Source organism: Stenotrophomonas sp. YJH_SMC_120 (genome assembly GCF_059368675.1).
Genome location: NZ_JCAFRY010000016.1, coordinates 64,482 through 80,523 on the forward strand (window position 1 = coordinate 64,482; position 16,042 = coordinate 80,523).

Sequence of the window (16,042 nt, forward strand, 5' to 3'; positions counted from 1 at the left end):
CGATGCGGGACATCGGGTCTCAGGGCGGCCTCAGTCATGGGAGGCGCTGTTCAGGGTAACGCTCCGGGCGCGATGAGCAGCACCGATGCCCTTGCGGGCAAGCATCCGGTTTCCGCAGGGAGGCCCCTCGATGAGAGGCTCCCACCATCCTGCGGCTGTGCTTACTTCCTGCCGAAGTCGTACTGGGCCTGGACGTAGATAGCGCGCCCGTAGGCGTTGTAGAGCGAGTTGTTGTACGGCACGTCGATGTTGCCCGCGTAGGAGTGCTGCTGGTTGTCCGGCACCTTGTTGAACAGGTTGTTGACCATCAGCGAGAACGTCAGGTTGTCCATCGCGCGGTAGTTCACGCTCAGGTTGTACGTCGTGTAAGAGCCCCACTTGCCAGCCTTGTAGCCGGACGTCGGATCGACATAGTCATAGCCACGGCCCAGGTAGGACAGGTAGTTCGGCGTGCGGCCGATGTAATTGAAGTACAGCGTGGTGGTGAACTTGTCGATCGCCCAGCCGATCGAGCCGTCAGCCCGAACCTTGGCATAGGAGTCGTACACCCACATTGCGTACGGGTTGCCCAGCAGATCCAGGAACGGGTCGTTGAGCTGCGGCTGCAGTTCACGCTTGAGCATGTTGGTGTAGTTGCTGGAGAACTGCAGCGAACCGAAGCGACCGATGTCCTGTACGTACTTGAAGCTGGCAGTGACCGCCTCGAGGTTCTGCCGTGCCACGTTCAGCTTCGGCGTGTAGATCTCCTCCAGCGCGCCGGTGGCATCACGGGTGACCCAGTTGGCCACTTCCTCGCAGGTGGCGCCGGCGGTGTTGGTCAGGCCGTTGCGGCAGTAGTACTCGGCCAGCAGCAACTGGTCGGAGCTGAGGGTGTTGACCTCGTTCTTGATCTTCCAGTTGTAGTAGTCCAGGGACACCGACAGGTTGTTGATCGGCGCCCACACCAGGCCCGCGTTCCACACATCGGCGGTAATCGGCTTCAGCTCCGGATTGCCCGACTGGGTGCCGAACACCGACACGCTGCCGTAGCGGCAGTCGACCGTGTTGGACGGATCGAACCCGAGCTGGCCACAGCGGTAGTAATCCTTGGACCCATTGGCGTAGTAGCCGCTCTTGCCCTGGAAGGCATCGGGCAGGGACGGGGCGCGGAACGCGGTGCCGTACTTGCCGCGGACCAGCAGGCTTTCGAAGGGGCGGAACTCGAGGCCGATGCTGTAGGTGGGCTTGTCTACGGTATGGCCGGCGATCTTGAAGTTGTCGTAGCGGCCGGAAGCGGTGACCGTCAGCATGTCATGCAACGGCAGACGCAGTTCGCTGGTGACAGCGTAGTTGCTGCGATGGCCGTTGCCCGCCACCGAGGTGGTACCGAACACTGTGCCGTCGGTCAGGCGCACGTCCGGCGTGTAGTTCCACCCTTCGCTGCCGCCTTCAACCACGGCGGCAAAGCCAGCGTCGCCACCGGGCAGCTTGAACAGCGAGCTGTTGGTGATCTGCGCGCGGGTCTGGGTCTGCCAGGTGCGGCTGCGGCTGGTGGTGAAGCCGGTGAAGCTCTGGAAGGCCCCTTGCGGCAGCTGGGAATAGAAAGCGCCCCAGTTCGGGTTGTAGATGTTGTAGCCGTCGTCGGTCTGGCCCAGCACCGGTCCCAGCACGTTGTCGGCAAACCAGTTGTTGATCGGGTCGTTCCAGCGTGCATAGCCACGCTCGTTGAGCTTGTACTCGCCGCGGGTGACGCTGGCCTCGTAGTCCCAGTTGCTGCCGATCGCGCCGCGTGCACCGAGCGTGACCTGATAGGACTTGCTGCGGTCGGTATTCATGATGTCGCGGTAGCCAATGCCGCCGATGTCTTCGGGTGCGAACACGCGTTGCAGCCCCAGATAGCGACCACTGGACTGATCGAAGAACGGACCCATGCTGATGTCCGTGCCCCAGTAGTTGTAGCCGGCACCGGTGTTGTACTTGACGGTTTCGTAGCTGTAGAGGACATCGCCGAACAGCTGCAGGTTGTCATTCACATCGTAGGTCAGCGACGAATAGAACTGGCTGCTTTCCTTGCTGTTCTTGATCGTCTTGTAACCCGCACCGAACGCGGAGCCGCAGGATTGTCCAGCGCGGCGCGTACCGAGGATGGTGGTGCCGCCGAACTGGCCGGAAACGCCGGCGCAGTTGTTCGGATCCATCATCAGGAAATCATTGGTATCCGCGTCGAAGACCAGGAAGTCGTTCGAGGGCAGCTGGCGCGTGTAGCCATGCGGATTGTTCTGCTTGGTGATGTCGCGCTGGTAACCCCAGATCGGGTTGGTCTTTTCATACTGCACATTGACCAGGGCGCGGAAGCGATCGTCCTTGCTGTTGAAGCCATTGGCGCCGCTCACGCGGAAGCTGGCGCCACCGCCATCGGAATAGGCGCCGCCGCGCACGTTCAGCGTGCCGCCGTCCATGCGTTCCTTGAGGATGATGTTGACCACGCCGGCGATCGCGTCCGAACCGTACAGGGATGACTGGCCACCGGGCAGCACCTCGATGCGGTCGACGATGTCGATGGGGATGCCGCTGATGTTGTTGAACGCGTCGCTGCCGTTGTACAGCGCCGGATACGAGAGCATCGGGCGGCCGTTGATCAGGTACTTGGTGTAGCCCGGGTTCAAGCCGAACATGCCAGCCGCTTCAGCACCCTGGGTGAAGGATGCCGAGGTCTGGCCGCCTTGCAGGCCGCCGGTGGTCAACGAGGACTGCTGCAACACTTCGGCAACGCTGGAGAAACCGCGCGCCTGAATCGCCTCGGCGCTGATGGTCAGCACCGGCGTCTGGTTTTCGATCTGCGTCTGCGGGATCAGCGAGCCGGTGACCGTGACCCGGTCGAGGTTGGTCGCGGCCTTGCTGCTGTCCTGGGCGAGTACGGTGGCGCTGCTGCCGGCCAGCAACAAGCCGCAGGCGACGGCGTGGGTGAGCGGGTGGTGCGAGAATGCGAAGCGACGACGAGACATGCGATTACTCCGTGTGATCGTGATGACGCGTGTATCCCTTTCCTGGGATTTCGATTCTGTTCAGCTGCTTTGCCTATGCGGTTTAGCGGCGTAGCGTCAACGTAACACACGCTTAACGTGCCTTGCGCAGTTCTGTAACGGTCGGTGACGGACGGTTGCGCGCTTCGTGAAAAGCCCCTTCTCCACAGGCATTTCTGCCGTTTTCCGGATTATCGGAAAGCAGGGAAAATGAATATTTGATAAATTCAACTGATATTAACAATCGATACGTCGCGGGCTTTCCCCATGCCGCATAGAAGGAAAAAAAAGGCCCCGCCGAAGCGGGGCCTGGTCCAGACACGAAGTCCGGAAAACGACGGGATCAGAAGTTGTACTTGACCTGGGCCGAGATCTGGCGGCCGTAGACGCTGTAGAAGCCGTCATTGAACGGGGTCGATTCGTTGCCCGGGTAGTTGTAGCGCTGGCCTTCCGGCAGCTTGTTGAACACGTTGTTGACCATCAGCGACAGGACCAGATCGTCCTGTGCCTGGTAGTTCATGCTCAGGTTGTACGTGGTGTACGAACCCCACTTGCCGGCCTTGGCGCCGGAAGAGTGGACATAGCCGTAGCTGCGGCCGGTGTAGGCCAGGTAGTTCGGGGTGCTGCCGACGTAGTTGGCGTACACGGTGGTGGTGAACTTGGCGATGTTCCAGGCCACCGACAGATCGCCACGGACCTTGGCGAAGTTGTCGTAGTACCACATGTTGTACGGATCGCTCAGCAGGTCGAGCTTGGCGGCGCCCGGCATCGGCTGCACTTCACGCTTCAGCATGTTCGTGTAGTTGCCGGAGAACATCAGCGAGCCGAAGCGGCCGATATCCTGCTGGTACTTGGCCGCCACCGTCACCGCTTCCAGGTTCTGGCTGGCGACGTTGAGCTTCGGCGTGTACACCCGGGTCAGGTTGCCGCCGGCATCGCGCGACACCCAGTCGGTGACGTTCTGGCAGCTGGCCGAGGTGTTGTTCGGCAGGCCGTTGTGGCACTGGTACTCGGCCAGCAGCAGCTGGTCGGTGCTGAGGGTCTTGACCTCGTTCTTGATCTTCCAGTTGTAGTAGTCGGCCGACAGCGAGAAGTTGCTCACCGGGGCCCACACCACGCCTGCGCTCCACACGTCGGCGGTGATCGGCTTCAGGTCCGGGTTGCCGGACTTTTCGCTGTACACCGAAGTGTTCTTGTAGAACGAGCAGGCCTCGTCACGCAGGCCGTAGCCCAGCTGGCTGCAGCGGTAGTAGTCATTCTGGCCGGACGAGTACGAGCCGCTCATGCCCTGGAAGGCATCGGACAGGGTCGGTGCACGGAAGGCGGTGCCGTACTTGCCGCGCAGCAGCAGGCTCTCGATCGGACGGAATTCCAGGCCGATGCTGTAAGTGGCCTTGTCGACGGTCTTGTCGGCGATCTTGAAAGCGTCATAACGGCCCGAGGCGCTGACGGTCAGCTTCTCCAGCAGCGGCATGCGCAGTTCGCTGGTGACCGCGTAGTTGCTGCGGTGGCCGGCGCCCGCGACGGCGGTGGTGCCCCACACGTTGCCGTCGACGAAGGCCTGGTCCGGCGAGTAGTCCCAACCTTCGCTGCCACCTTCCAGCACGACGGCCAGGCCGGCGTCACCGCCCGGCAGGCTGAACAGCGAGCCGTTGGTCACCTGCACGCGACCCAGGTTCTGCCAGGTCTTGCTGCGATGGGTGCCGTAGCCGGTGAAGCTGGCGAACTGGTCCGGGGTGATCGGCGAGTAGAAGGCAGCGTAGTTCGGGTTGTAGATGCCGAACGTGGCGGTCGGGTCCTTCGGGTCGGTGTAGGTGCCCAGGCGCGGGCCCAGCACGGTCTGGCCGAAGAAGTCCTCGATCTTGTCCTTCCAGCGCACGAAGCGGTTCTGGTCCAGGCGGTACTCGCCACGGGTGAAGCTGGCGCTGTAATCCCAGTCGCCGACCATGCCCTTGCCGCCCAGGCTGACCTGGTAGGCGCGGCTCTCATCGGAGTTCAGGATGTTGTTGTAGTCGCCCTCGCCGATCTCCTCCGGCGCGAAGGCGCGCTGCAGGTTCACGACCTTGCCTGCGCCCTGGTCGTAGAAGCCACCCATGACCGACTTCGTGCCCCACCACAGGGCGCTGGAGCCGGAGGTGAACTCGGTCTTTTCCTTGCTGTACAGCACGTCGGCGAACAGCTGGAAGTTGTCGTTCACGTCGAAGGTCATCGACGAGTAGAACTGGCCGCTGTTCTTGCCGTTCTTCAGGGTCTTGTAGCCGGCGCTGTACACCGAACCGCAGGACTCGCCCGACGCGCGCTTGCCGACGACGGTGGTGCCGTCGTACAGGCCTGCCACGTTGGCGCAGCGGCTCGGGTCCATCATCAGCAGCTTGTTGTCTGCATTGGTGATGACGGCGAAGTCGTTCGACGGCACCTGCGCCGTGTAGCCGACCGGGTTGTTCTGCTTGGTGATGTCACGCTGGTAGCCCCAGATCGGGCTGCCGTTCTCGATCTGCACGTTGACCAGCGCGTGGAAGCGGTCGTCGAACGCGTTGAAGCCCTTGGCTGCGCTGAAGCGGATATTGCTGCCGCCGCCTTCGGTGTAGGTGCCGCCACGGACGGTCATCGTACCGCCGTCCATGCGTTCCTTCAGGATGATGTTGACCACGCCGGCGATCGCGTCCGAGCCGTACAGCGAGGACTGGCCGCCCGGCAGGACTTCGATGCGCTCGACGATGTCGATCGGAATGCCGCTGATGTTGTTGAAGGTGTCGCTACCGTTGTACAGCGCCGGATACGAGAGCATCGGGCGGCCGTTGATCAGGTACTTGGTGTAACCCGGGTTCAGGCCGAACATGCCGGCTGCTTCAGCGCCCTGGGTGAACGAACCCGAGGTCTGGCCACCCTGCAGGCCGCCGGTGGTCAGCGAGGACTGCTGCAGCACTTCAGCAACGCTGCTGAAGCCGCGGGTCTGGATGTCTTCGGCGGTGATGGACATCACCGGGGTCTGGGTTTCAACCTGGGTCTGCGGGATCAGCGAACCGGTGACGGTGATCTTGTCCAGGTTGGTCGCCTTGTCCTGGGCCATTGCCGGGGCGGCGGCCATCAGGGCGGAAATCAGGGCGACGGCGAGCGTGTTGCGACGTGCGGTGTTGCTTGCGTATTTCATGTAGTTCCAATAGAGAGCAAAAACAAAAATCGGCACTGCGCATGCGCCATCGTGCGCGCTGGAAACCAGCTCCGCAGCCCAAAACAGTGCTTCAGGAACGTAACATGAACTTAACAATCTGTGCACGAATCTGTAGCAATCCTGAATTTCAGTCAGGCTACGTCCAGCTTGTATGATGTTGGGTTATTCCCCCTGATACAGCTGGTGCCCGTTGTGAACAGTTCCCCCCGCCGCCCCCATGCCAGCCAGGTCCAGAAGGGACTGACGCCACATGCCCGCATCCGCAATGTCATCGCGGTCGGCTCCGGCAAGGGCGGCGTGGGCAAGTCGACCACCGCGGTCAATCTGGCCGTCGCGCTGCAGCAGCTGGGCGCACGTGTTGGCGTGCTGGACGCGGACATCTACGGCCCCAGCGTGCCCGCCATGCTGGGCTTGTCCGGGCGGCCGGAAAGCCCCGACAACAAGAGCATCGAACCGCTTCGCGCGTTCGGCGTGGACACCATGTCGATCGGCTACCTGATCGAAGAGGACACGCCGATGATCTGGCGCGGTCCGATGGCCACCTCGGCAATGACCCAGCTGTTCAACGACACGCTGTGGGATGACCTGGATTTTCTGCTGATCGACCTGCCGCCGGGCACCGGCGACATCCAGCTGACCCTGACCCAGAAGATTCCGCTGGCCGGTGCAGTGATCGTCACCACGCCGCAGGACATCGCCACGTTGGATGCGAAGAAGGCGCTGAAGATGTTCGAGAAGGTCGAGGTGCCGGTACTGGGCATCGTCGAGAACATGGCGGTGCATACCTGCAGCAACTGCGGGCATGTCGAGCATCTGTTCGGCGAGGGCGGTGGCGAGCGCATGGCCGCGCAGTACGGCGTGCCGTTGCTCGGTTCGCTGCCGCTGCAGATCGGCATCCGCGAGCAGGGCGATGCCGGTACCCCGATCACCGTGGCCCAGCCGGATTCGGTCCCGGCCCAGGCCTACCGCCATGCCGCGCAGCGCCTGATCGAGGAAGTGGGCAAGCGCCCGCGGGCGTCGATCCCGATCCTGTCGTCGCTGCTGTAGCACCTCGGCGGGGGGAGGGGCGCCGGCGACGCCCGGCCCCCTGCTAGAATCCTCGCGCCCCCTCGTACCCCCAGGACAAAGCATGAGCATCAAGAGTGACCGTTGGATCCGCCGCATGTCCGAGCAGCACGGCATGATCGAGCCGTTCGAGGCAGGGCAGGTCAAGCAGGCCAACGGCGAGCGCATCGTCAGCTACGGCACCTCCAGCTACGGCTACGACGTGCGCTGCTCGCGCGAGTTCAAGGTGTTCACCAACATCAACTCGACCATCGTCGATCCCAAGCATTTCGACCCGGGCAGCTTCGTGGATATCGTCGGCGATGAATGCATCATCCCGCCGAACAGCTTCGCGTTGGCGCGCACCGTGGAGTACTTCCGCATCCCCCGCGACACCCTGGTGGTGTGCCTGGGCAAGAGCACCTACGCGCGCTGCGGCATCATCGTCAACGTGACGCCGCTTGAGCCGGAATGGGAAGGCCACGTCACCCTGGAGTTCAGCAACACCACGCCGCTGCCGGCGCGCATCTACGCCAACGAAGGCGTTGCACAGATGCTGTTCTTCCAGGCCGCGGCCGATGACATCTGCGAGACGTCGTACCGCGATCGTGGCGGCAAGTACCAGGGCCAGACCGGTGTGACCCTGCCGCGGACCTGAAGATTGCAGGCGGTTTGTGGAGCCGAGCCATGCTCGGCTTCAAGGCGGGGCAGCCGAGCATGGCTCGGCTCTGCATGAACGAGGGCGGCGCAATGCGCCGCCTTCGTTATTTTCCGCGCCCGAACAGCATCGCGATCCCGACACCCACCAGCGCCACCGGCCACCAGGTCAGCAGCAGCTTGGACAGGTTCAGGTGCGTCCAGCCGAGGTTGCTGGCGAGCATGAACAGGCCGATCAGGATCAGCAGGATGGCGGCAACGAGGTTGAATCGCATCGGGTCGGCGAAGGCTCAGGTGTGGGCCGGATATCCTAGCCGTTCCTTCCAGTAGGCGACATGCTGGTCCAGTGCGGCCGCTTCGTAGCGGTGCGCAGGACCGCTGCCCCAGACCGGGCCCGGCCAGGCCGGATCACCGTCATGGCGGCCGATCACGTGGAAGTGCAGCTGGCGCACGATGTTGCCCAACGCGCCGATGTTGATCTTCTCCACCCCGTCGGCGCCCTTCAGGGCCTTGCAGGCGCGATTGAGCTCGGTGCGCAGCTTGTCCTGCTGCTCGCCGTCCAGCTCGATCCACTCGGTGACCCCGGCCAGGCGCGGTACCAGTACCAGCCACGGGAATCGTTCGTCGTTCATCAGCCGCACTTGCGACAACGGTCCTTCGGCCACCAGCACGCTATCGGTGGCCAGGCGTGAATCGAGTTCGAATTCGCTCATCCAAGATGCTCCGAGAAGAAGTCCAGGGTGCGTTGCAGCGCCAGGGCGGCGCTGTCTGGATCATACGCATGTCCGACCTCCCGGTTGAAGGCGTGGTCGGCCGGATAGACGAAGGTGGCCATCTGCGGCAGCTTTTCGCGGTGGGCCTGGACGGCCTCCGGCGGGATGCTCCTGTCCTGGGCGCCGAAGTGGAAGATCACCGGCGCCTTCGGCGTCTCATCGAGGAACTGGACGTTGCGCGCACCGTAGTAGCTGACAGAAGGCAGGCCCAGGCGCACTGCGGACAGCATCGCCACCGTACCGCCCCAGCAGTAGCCGACGGTGCCGACCTTGCCGTAGGGGGCCAGCCGGGTGGCTGCCGCGCGGACCACTTCCAGCGCCCGTTCCATGCCCAGCGCGGCTACCCGTTCCAGCCCCTGCTTCACGCCGTCGGCGTCGTAGGGCAGGGCATCCGGATCGGCCTCGGGTCCATCGACCAGGTCGAAGAACGACGGTGCCAGCACCGCATAGCCCTCGGCGGCGAAGCGCTCGGCCACGCTGCGGATGTGCGGGTTGGCGCCGAAGATTTCCTGCACCACCACCAGCCCGCCGCACGCGGTGCCCTCGGGGAGTGCCTGCCAGGCCCGTACCGCGCCGTGGTGCGTATCCAGGGTGATCCACTCGGCCATCGTCATCTACTCTCGTTGCAGGGACAGGACTGCATTGTCGGTGCTGCGCCGGTTAGCGCGGTGTCAGCGGCTGTGCGCGATCGGGCGGCTGGCCGTTCAGAGCGAGGTCGCCAACCCCGGTATACTGGCGCCCTTTCAGGCCCCGGCCCCCAGGAACCCCTGCCATGCCGGCAGGGGCCCAGGCCCCCAGAGTCCCGCGATTCCATGTCCCAGCTGAACCCCAAAGTCGGCTTCGTCAGCCTTGGCTGCCCGAAGGCCCTTGTCGATTCCGAGCGCATCCTTACCCAGCTCCGCTCGGAAGGCTACGACATCGTCCCGTCCTACGATTCGGCCGACGTGGTGGTGGTCAACACCTGCGGCTTCATCGATTCGGCGGTGACCGAGTCGCTGGACGCGATTGGCGAGGCGATGAACCAGAACGGCAAGGTCATCGTCACCGGCTGCCTGGGCAAGCGCCCGGAGCAGATCCGCGAGGCGTACCCGAACGTGCTGGCGGTGTCCGGTCCGCAGGACTACCAGAGCGTGATGGAGGCGGTGCACGAAGCGCTGCCGCCCAAGCACGATCCGTTCGTGGACCTGGTGCCCGACTACGGCATCAAGTTGACCCCCCGCCACTACGCCTACTTGAAGATTTCCGAAGGCTGCAACCACAAGTGCAGCTTCTGCATCATTCCGTCCATGCGCGGCAAGCTGGTCTCGCGCCCGGTCGACGAGGTGCTGCGTGAGGCCGAGCGCTTGGTGCGTGGCGGTGTGCGCGAGCTGCTGGTGGTGTCGCAGGACACCTCGGCCTACGGCGTGGACGTGAAGTACGCCGAGAAGATGTGGCGCAACAAGGCCTACCAGACCCGACTGAAGGCATTGTGCGAAGGCCTGTCCGAACTCGATGCATGGGTGCGCATGCATTACGTCTACCCGTACCCGCACGTGGACGAGGTAGTGCCGCTGATGGCCGAGAACCGCATCCTGCCGTACCTGGACATTCCGTTCCAGCACGCCAGCCCACGCATCCTGCGCCTGATGAAGCGCCCCGGCGCGGTCGAGAAGACCCTGGAGCGCGTGCAGAACTGGCGCCGGATTGCCCCGGACATCACCGTGCGTTCGACCTTCATTGTCGGCTTCCCGGGCGAAACCGAGGCCGAGTTCGAAGAACTGCTGTCGTTCCTGGACGAAGCGCAGCTGGACCGTGTCGGCGCGTTCGCCTATTCGCCGGTCGAGGGGGCCACCGCCAACGACCTGCCCGATGCCGTGCCGGAAGAAGTGAAGCAGGAGCGCCTGGCCCGTTTCATGGAGAAGCAGGCGCAGATTTCCGCCGCGCGCCTGGAAGCCAAGATCGGTACCGTGCAGCAGTGCCTGGTCGATGCCATCGAAGGTGACATCGCGGTGGCCCGTTCCAGGGCCGATGCGCCTGAGATCGACGGTCTGGTGCACATCCAGAACGCCGATCAGGTGCCGCTGCGCGTGGGTGAGTTCGTCGACGTGGAAATCACCGAGAGCGACGAGCACGACCTGTATGGTGACGCGCTGGCGACCGCTACCCGCCCGGCATTCGACCTGAAGATGCTGTGACCGCAGCGACGACCGCCGCCGGTGACGGCAGCGGCGCCCGCCGCTTCATGCCGCCGCCGCGTGCGGCGGTCGATCCACGGGTGTTCGCGCACCCGCTGTTTGCCGGCTTGCAGGACTTCCGTGATCTGCTGGACGGTGCGGCATGGCCGTCCATCGCTGCACTTGATGCGCGGCTCGCGCTGCCCGGCAAGCGCTTGGTCGAACAGGACGCCGCGCTGCTGGCCGACGGCCTGCATTACGAAGCGCGCATCGCGCAGGGGCATATCGCCACCCGTGCCGGCAACTGGCACGACCTGTTCAACGCGCTGGTATGGGCCTCCCATCCGCAGCTGAAGCGTGCATTGAACGCGCAGCAATGCCGGCATATCGATGCCATGCCGCCCGGCCAGCGCAATCGCGCACAGGCGGCGCTGACCCAGTTCGATGAAACCGGCGTCATCGTGCGCGCGCGCGATGAGGCGGTGCTGCGCGCGTGGGACCGGCATGACTGGCCTGCATTGTTCGAGCCGTCATGCTGGCAGAGCGGTGACATCGCCATCGCTGTGGTGTTCGGGCATGCGCTGATGGAGCAGGCACTGCTGCCGGGGCGATTGCTGGTCGGCAAGTGCGTGGTGGTGCACGGCGAAGTCGATGATGCCTGCGTTGACGCAGTGACCGCGGCCATCGCCGAGGGCAGGGCAGTGACCGATCCCCTGCAGTTGCGTCCGCTGCCGGTGGCGGGAATCCCGGGCTGGCACCAGGGACAGGATGCCGCCTTCTATGCAGATGCCGCGTACTTCCGCCCGCTGCGGGCCGGCCGCCAGTACCCGCCGCCGTTGCACGGGACTATGTAGAGTCGACTGTCAGTCGACTGCTCTTCGTTCCGAGGCCGTGAACGCCCGACAGATGGCTTCGGCGAGTCATCAACCGCGATGAGGAGCGCGGCGCGTTCACCGTCCGGCTGCGGAGGTTTGTGCCGCGCTTGGCGCGGTAGTCGACTGACAGTCGACGCTACAGCGGTTCGTATTCCACGCTGATCACCGCGAAGGTGAACTGGCCGCCGGGCAGTTCCACCGAAAATTCATCATCCAGCCGCTTCTTCAGCAGCGCACGCGCCAGGGGGGAATCGATGCTGATCCAACCCAGCCCAGCATCGGTCTCATCCGGCCCGACAATGCGATAGCGGCTGGTCTCACCGCTGTCCACGTTCTCCAGTTCCACCCATGCGCCAAAGAACACCGCCAGCGGATCGGTCGGCGTGGTATCGACCACGCGTAGCGATTCCAACCGCTTGGTCAGGTAGCGCACACGACGGTCGATCTCGCCCAGCTGCTTCTTGCGATAGGTGTACTCGGCGTTTTCCGAACGGTCGCCTTCCGCAGCGGCCGCGGCCAGTGCCTTCACCACCTCCGGGCGGCGCACACGCCATAGGTCATCCAGTTCGGCCTTCAGCCGGGCGTGGCCGGAGGCGGTGATCAGGGCGGTACTCTTTTCTGCAGGGGGACGCCAACGCGACATGTGGTGCGACTTCTTTTCAGGGGAACGATGGGGTCGGATCCTTTTGCAGGAAAGGGATCCGACCCCAGTAGTTGCAGATCAGCGCTTGCCGCCGAAGATGCCACCCAGGATGCCACGCACGATCTGGTTGCCCAGCTTGGTGCCGACGGTGCGCGTGGTCTGCTTGGCCATGGTCTCGATCATGCCCTGGCGGCGCTTGGTGCCGAAGATCGCATCCTTGATCGCCTGGCCGAAACCGCCTTCCTGCGCTTCGTCCTGCTCGCGACTACGCGCGGCCGGTGCCTGCGCCTGTTCGACAGTCTTCTGCGCACGCTGGGCCAGCAGTTCGGCGGCCGATTCACGGTTGATCGCGGTGTCGTAGCGGCTGCCGACCGGGCTGCCGGCACGCACCTGGGCACGCTCGGCCTCGGTGATCGGCCCCATCCGGCAGCGCGGCGGCGCGATCATCGTCTGCTGCACCGGCATCGGCACACCCTTGTCCTGCAGCGTGGACACCAGCGCTTCGCCGGTACCGAGCTGGCTGAGCACCTTGGCCACGTCCAGCTTCGGGTTCGGCACGAAGGTCTCGGCAGCAGTCTTCACTGCCTTCTGGTCGCGCGGGGTGAATGCACGCAGCGCATGCTGCACGCGGTTGCCGAGCTGGCCGAGGATGTTGCCCGGCACGTCATCAGGGAACTGCGAGCAGAAGTACACGCCCACGCCCTTGGAGCGGATCAGGCGCACCACCTGCTCGATGCGCTGCACCAGCGACGGCGGTGCATCGTCGAACAGCAGGTGCGCTTCGTCGAAGATGAAGACCAGCTTCGGCTTGTCCAGGTCGCCCACCTCCGGCAGCTGCTCGAACAGCTCCGACAGCAGCCACAACAGGAAGGTGGAATACAGCTTCGGCTTGAGCACCAGCTGGTCGGCGGCAAGGATGCCGATCATGCCGCGGCCGTCGTGATTGACCCGCATGATGTCGGCCAGTTCCAGGGCCGGCTCACCGAAGAAGTTCTCGCCGCCATCCTGCGCCAGGCGCAGCACCGACCGCTGGATCGCAGCGATGGACTGCGCGCTGACCAGGCCGTACTCGGTGGAGATGTCCTTGCGCTCCTCGGCCACCAGGCCGAGCAGCGCGCGCAGGTCGTCCATGTCCAGCAGCAGGCCACGGTCGTCGGCCAGCTTGAACACGATGTCGAGCACGCCGGACTGGGTGTCGTTCAACTCGAGGATGCGCGCCAGCAGGGTCGGGCCCATCTCGCTGACCGTGGTGCGCACCGGGTGACCCAGCTTGCCGTACAGGTCCCAGAAAATGGTCGGGCTGGCGGCCGGTGCGTAGTCGGCCACGCCGATCTCGGCGGCGCGCTTGAGGAGGTTCTCGGCGCCGGTGCCGGGCACCGCCAGGCCGGACACATCGCCCTTCACATCGGCCAGGAACACCGGCACGCCCAGCCGCGAGAAGCCCTCGGCCAGGGTCATCAGGGTCACGGTCTTGCCGGTACCGGTGGCGCCGGCCACCAGGCCGTGGCGGTTGCCGAGTTTCGGCAGCAGGGTGACGGCCACATCGTCGGTGATGCCTTTGCCGAGCAGAATCGGATCCATGGTCCAGCCCTTGTGGTGAATAGCCAATGTTAACCGCCGGCGGTGACGGTCCGAAGGTCGGCTTGCCCGGACCTTGGCGGCGCCGCTACTCTGCCTGCCTGTTTCGCACACAGTGCCATCAATGCCCGTTCCTGTCCTGATTTCCCGCGGTTGGCCGCTGCTGGCCCTGGCCGGCCTGGTTTCCCTGGCGCCCGACGCCCATGCGCAGCGGGTTTCGGCCCGGGACAAGGTGAAGGTGGATGCGCTGCAGCAGCGCATGACCGTCGCCGAGAAGCGTTACAGCGATGCGCTGCTGCTGGTCGCCAATGCCGACCCCAAGGGCAGCAACGAAGCCGACGCCGCGCTGGAGGACATGGAAGATGTCCTCAACGACTGCGTGAAGCAGAAGGGCTGCCAGATGGGCACCCTGCTGGCCAGCTACAAGCGCCTGCTCAAGCACGACGCCGACGCGGCCGCCAGCGATGACGTGGCCGACGAGGGCGGTGATCGCCTGGAAGCCGACCCCGACCACATCGGCCCGCTTACCGCCGACGTACCGGAGGCCGCGCGCGCTGCCGCGCTGCTGAACGACAAGCGGCACGCCTTCGACAGCATGGTCGAATACAACCCGGCGGTGCAGGCCGGCATCCGCCGCTGGCTGACCGACATGCGCCCGGCGTTGCTGACCAGCTACGAGAACTACCAGAACCTGCGTGCGGTGATGTGGCCGGAGTGGGAGAAGCGTGGCCTGCCTGAAGCGCTGCTGTTCGGCATCATGGCCAAGGAGTCCAATGGCCGCGTGCATGCTTCATCGCGCGCTGGCGCCGCCGGGTTGATGCAGTTCATGCCGGCCACCGGCCGCCGCTTCGGCCTCGGCCCGGATGGCACCGGCTTTGACACCCGCTTCGATGCACGCAGTGCGGCCGAGGCCAGCGCCAGCTACCTCAACGAACGCCTGCGCGAACTGAACAACAACGTGGAAATGTCGGTGGCCGCCTACAATGGTGGCGAAGGCCGCGCCGCGCGCGTGTTCAAGCAGAGCGCCGGGCAGAGCTTCTGGACCGACAGCGTCTACAACCAGTTCCCCGGCGAGACCAAGGACTACGTGCCGATGGTGATCGCCGCGGCCTGGATCTTCCTGCACCCGCAGCAATACGGCGTGGAGTTCCCGAAGATCAGCGCGCAGCCGGCCACGCTGCGCCTGGCCAAGTCGACCACCATCTACGAACTGACCATCTGCCTGGGCAGCCACGGCACCCGCGATGGCTACATGCGCGCGCTGCGCAACCTCAACCCGCGCTATGAGGCCGATGGCTGGATCCCGGCCGGCACGCTGATCAATGCCACCACCCGCATCGCCGGCCTGTACCAGCGCAACTGCGTCAGTGGCCCGCGTGCCGACCTGGCCCGGACGCTGATCACCGCCGATCTGAACGCAGCAATCAAGCGCCCGGCCGCGACCAGCTACACCGGAAGCGTGGCCGTGGGCGGCGTGGTGCCGGTGGCCGATGCGGCCGCGTCCACCAGCGTGCCGACCACGCCGGTCGCTTCGGTGGCCACGCCGCGCCCGGCGGCGCGCCCGAAGCCGGTGCGCAGCCACAAGGTGGGCCGGGGTGAAACCCTGGGCGCCATCGCGGCCAAGTTCCAGTGCGACGTGCCCACCCTGGCCCGCGCCAATGGCCTGAAGGCCCCGGCCTACAGCCTGCGCCACGGCCAGACGCTGAAGCTGCAGGGCTGCGACAAGTAATCCCCCGACCCTGGAATCCGCATGGACCTCGAAGACACCCGCAACCTGTTCGCCAACCTCCGCGAAAACACCGACTGGGACATCACCGGCCCGTTGCTGTGGGGGTACTTCTTCGTGCACTCCACTGCCGAGCCGTTGCAGGCACTGGCGCAGCACCTGCAGGCGCAGGGTTACACCTTCGTGGAATTGTTCGAACAGGATCCGGAAGAGGGCGACGCGCCGTTCCACGTGCTGCATGTGGAGCGCGTGGAGATCCACGACGAAGCCTCGCTTGACCGCCGCAACCAGGAATTCGCAGCGCTGGCCGCGGAGAAGGGCGTGGAAGACTACGACGGCATGGACGTCGGTCCGGCCCCGTCCCTGCAGTAACGCGCGTACCGGTAGTGCCGGCCGCTGGCCGGCAATGCTCGACGCGT

The 16,042-nt window shown here is 64.8% G+C and carries 13 protein-coding genes; 6 read left to right on the top strand and 7 right to left on the bottom strand.

Going from position 1 to position 16,042, the window contains the following annotated elements:
* Nucleotides 1-161: 161 nt before the first annotated feature.
* Complete coding sequence (locus AC5P60_RS16655) at nt 162-2,984, bottom strand: TonB-dependent receptor domain-containing protein (protein WP_005410502.1); 2,823 nt, start codon at nt 2,982-2,984, stop codon at nt 162-164.
* A gap of 361 nt (nt 2,985-3,345) precedes the next feature.
* Entirely contained in the window at nt 3,346-6,153 is a 2,808-nt protein-coding gene (locus AC5P60_RS16660) for a TonB-dependent receptor plug domain-containing protein (RefSeq protein WP_483693295.1), read from the bottom strand.
* Between the two features lie 213 nt (nt 6,154-6,366).
* On the opposite strand from AC5P60_RS16660, the gene apbC reads away from it, so the two are divergent.
* Together apbC and dcd are read left to right on the top strand one after the other, a co-directional pair.
* The gene (gene apbC / locus AC5P60_RS16665) at nt 6,367-7,221 is read left to right on the top strand and encodes an iron-sulfur cluster carrier protein ApbC (protein WP_033834539.1); all 855 of its coding nucleotides are present in this window, start codon (nt 6,367-6,369) and stop codon (nt 7,219-7,221) included.
* A gap of 82 nt (nt 7,222-7,303) precedes the next feature.
* Entirely contained in the window at nt 7,304-7,876 is a 573-nt protein-coding gene (gene dcd, locus AC5P60_RS16670) for a dCTP deaminase (protein ID WP_010483020.1), read from the top strand.
* 106 nt (nt 7,877-7,982) lie between these two features.
* Here dcd and AC5P60_RS16675 read toward each other — a convergent pair whose 3' ends face one another.
* Genes AC5P60_RS16675 through AC5P60_RS16685 form a run of 3 tightly spaced genes read right to left on the bottom strand, consistent with a single transcriptional unit; the run spans nt 7,983 to nt 9,256 of the window.
* Entirely contained in the window at nt 7,983-8,150 is a 168-nt protein-coding gene (locus tag AC5P60_RS16675; RefSeq protein WP_005410498.1) for a LiaI-LiaF-like domain-containing protein, read from the bottom strand.
* Between the two features lie 15 nt (nt 8,151-8,165).
* The gene (locus AC5P60_RS16680; RefSeq protein WP_005410497.1) at nt 8,166-8,588 is read right to left on the bottom strand and encodes an HIT domain-containing protein; all 423 of its coding nucleotides are present in this window, start codon (nt 8,586-8,588) and stop codon (nt 8,166-8,168) included.
* A complete protein-coding gene (locus AC5P60_RS16685) occupies nt 8,585-9,256 on the bottom strand; it encodes a dienelactone hydrolase family protein (RefSeq protein ID WP_483693344.1) in 672 nt (223 codons plus the stop codon). The genes AC5P60_RS16680 and AC5P60_RS16685 overlap by 4 nt, the downstream gene beginning before the upstream one ends.
* Nucleotides 9,257-9,460: 204 nt before the next feature.
* Between AC5P60_RS16685 and rimO the strand changes: the two genes are divergently transcribed.
* Nucleotides 9,461-10,822 carry a 30S ribosomal protein S12 methylthiotransferase RimO gene (gene rimO, locus AC5P60_RS16690; RefSeq protein ID WP_033834538.1) on the top strand — a complete coding sequence of 454 codons (1,362 nt, stop codon included), beginning with the start codon at nt 9,461-9,463 and terminating at the stop codon, nt 10,820-10,822.
* A complete protein-coding gene (locus AC5P60_RS16695; RefSeq protein ID WP_483693296.1) occupies nt 10,819-11,655 on the top strand; it encodes a DUF3025 domain-containing protein in 837 nt (278 codons plus the stop codon). Before rimO ends, AC5P60_RS16695 begins: the two co-directional genes overlap by 4 nt.
* Nucleotides 11,656-11,812: 157 nt before the next feature.
* On the opposite strand, the gene greB is transcribed toward AC5P60_RS16695, so the two are convergent.
* Nucleotides 11,813-12,319, bottom strand: a complete 507-nt coding sequence (gene greB, locus AC5P60_RS16700; RefSeq protein ID WP_012480898.1) for a transcription elongation factor GreB — start codon at nt 12,317-12,319, stop codon at nt 11,813-11,815.
* A gap of 78 nt (nt 12,320-12,397) precedes the next feature.
* Nucleotides 12,398-13,900, bottom strand: a complete 1,503-nt coding sequence (locus AC5P60_RS16705; protein ID WP_495201782.1) for a helicase HerA-like domain-containing protein — start codon at nt 13,898-13,900, stop codon at nt 12,398-12,400.
* A gap of 121 nt (nt 13,901-14,021) precedes the next feature.
* Here AC5P60_RS16705 and AC5P60_RS16710 point away from each other — a divergent pair, with 121 nt between their 5' ends.
* Together AC5P60_RS16710 and AC5P60_RS16715 are read left to right on the top strand one after the other, a co-directional pair.
* Nucleotides 14,022-15,626 carry a transglycosylase SLT domain-containing protein gene (locus AC5P60_RS16710; protein WP_033834536.1) on the top strand — a complete coding sequence of 535 codons (1,605 nt, stop codon included), beginning with the start codon at nt 14,022-14,024 and terminating at the stop codon, nt 15,624-15,626.
* 21 nt (nt 15,627-15,647) lie between these two features.
* Nucleotides 15,648-15,995: a ribonuclease E inhibitor RraB gene (locus AC5P60_RS16715; protein WP_005410490.1), complete on the top strand. Its 348-nt coding sequence runs from the start codon at nt 15,648-15,650 to the stop codon at nt 15,993-15,995.
* The last annotated feature ends 47 nt before the right edge of the window (nt 15,996-16,042 follow it).

What these genes read in the sequence shown, in the direction of transcription:
- AC5P60_RS16655 (WP_005410502.1), bottom strand. Translation starts at nt 2,984, where the DNA reads ATGTCTCGTCGTCGCTTCGCATTCTCGCACCACCCGCTCACCCACGCC.
- AC5P60_RS16660 (WP_483693295.1), bottom strand. Translation starts at nt 6,153, where the DNA reads ATGAAATACGCAAGCAACACCGCACGTCGCAACACGCTCGCCGTCGCC.
- dcd (WP_010483020.1), top strand. Translation starts at nt 7,304, where the DNA reads ATGAGCATCAAGAGTGACCGTTGGATCCGCCGCATGTCCGAGCAGCAC.
- AC5P60_RS16675 (WP_005410498.1), bottom strand. Translation starts at nt 8,150, where the DNA reads ATGCGATTCAACCTCGTTGCCGCCATCCTGCTGATCCTGATCGGCCTG.
- AC5P60_RS16680 (WP_005410497.1), bottom strand. Translation starts at nt 8,588, where the DNA reads ATGAGCGAATTCGAACTCGATTCACGCCTGGCCACCGATAGCGTGCTG.
- AC5P60_RS16685 (WP_483693344.1), bottom strand. Translation starts at nt 9,256, where the DNA reads ATGGCCGAGTGGATCACCCTGGATACGCACCACGGCGCGGTACGGGCC.
- rimO (WP_033834538.1), top strand. Translation starts at nt 9,461, where the DNA reads ATGTCCCAGCTGAACCCCAAAGTCGGCTTCGTCAGCCTTGGCTGCCCG.
- greB (WP_012480898.1), bottom strand. Translation starts at nt 12,319, where the DNA reads ATGTCGCGTTGGCGTCCCCCTGCAGAAAAGAGTACCGCCCTGATCACC.
- AC5P60_RS16705 (WP_495201782.1), bottom strand. Translation starts at nt 13,900, where the DNA reads ATGGATCCGATTCTGCTCGGCAAAGGCATCACCGACGATGTGGCCGTC.
- AC5P60_RS16710 (WP_033834536.1), top strand. Translation starts at nt 14,022, where the DNA reads ATGCCCGTTCCTGTCCTGATTTCCCGCGGTTGGCCGCTGCTGGCCCTG.
- AC5P60_RS16715 (WP_005410490.1), top strand. Translation starts at nt 15,648, where the DNA reads ATGGACCTCGAAGACACCCGCAACCTGTTCGCCAACCTCCGCGAAAAC.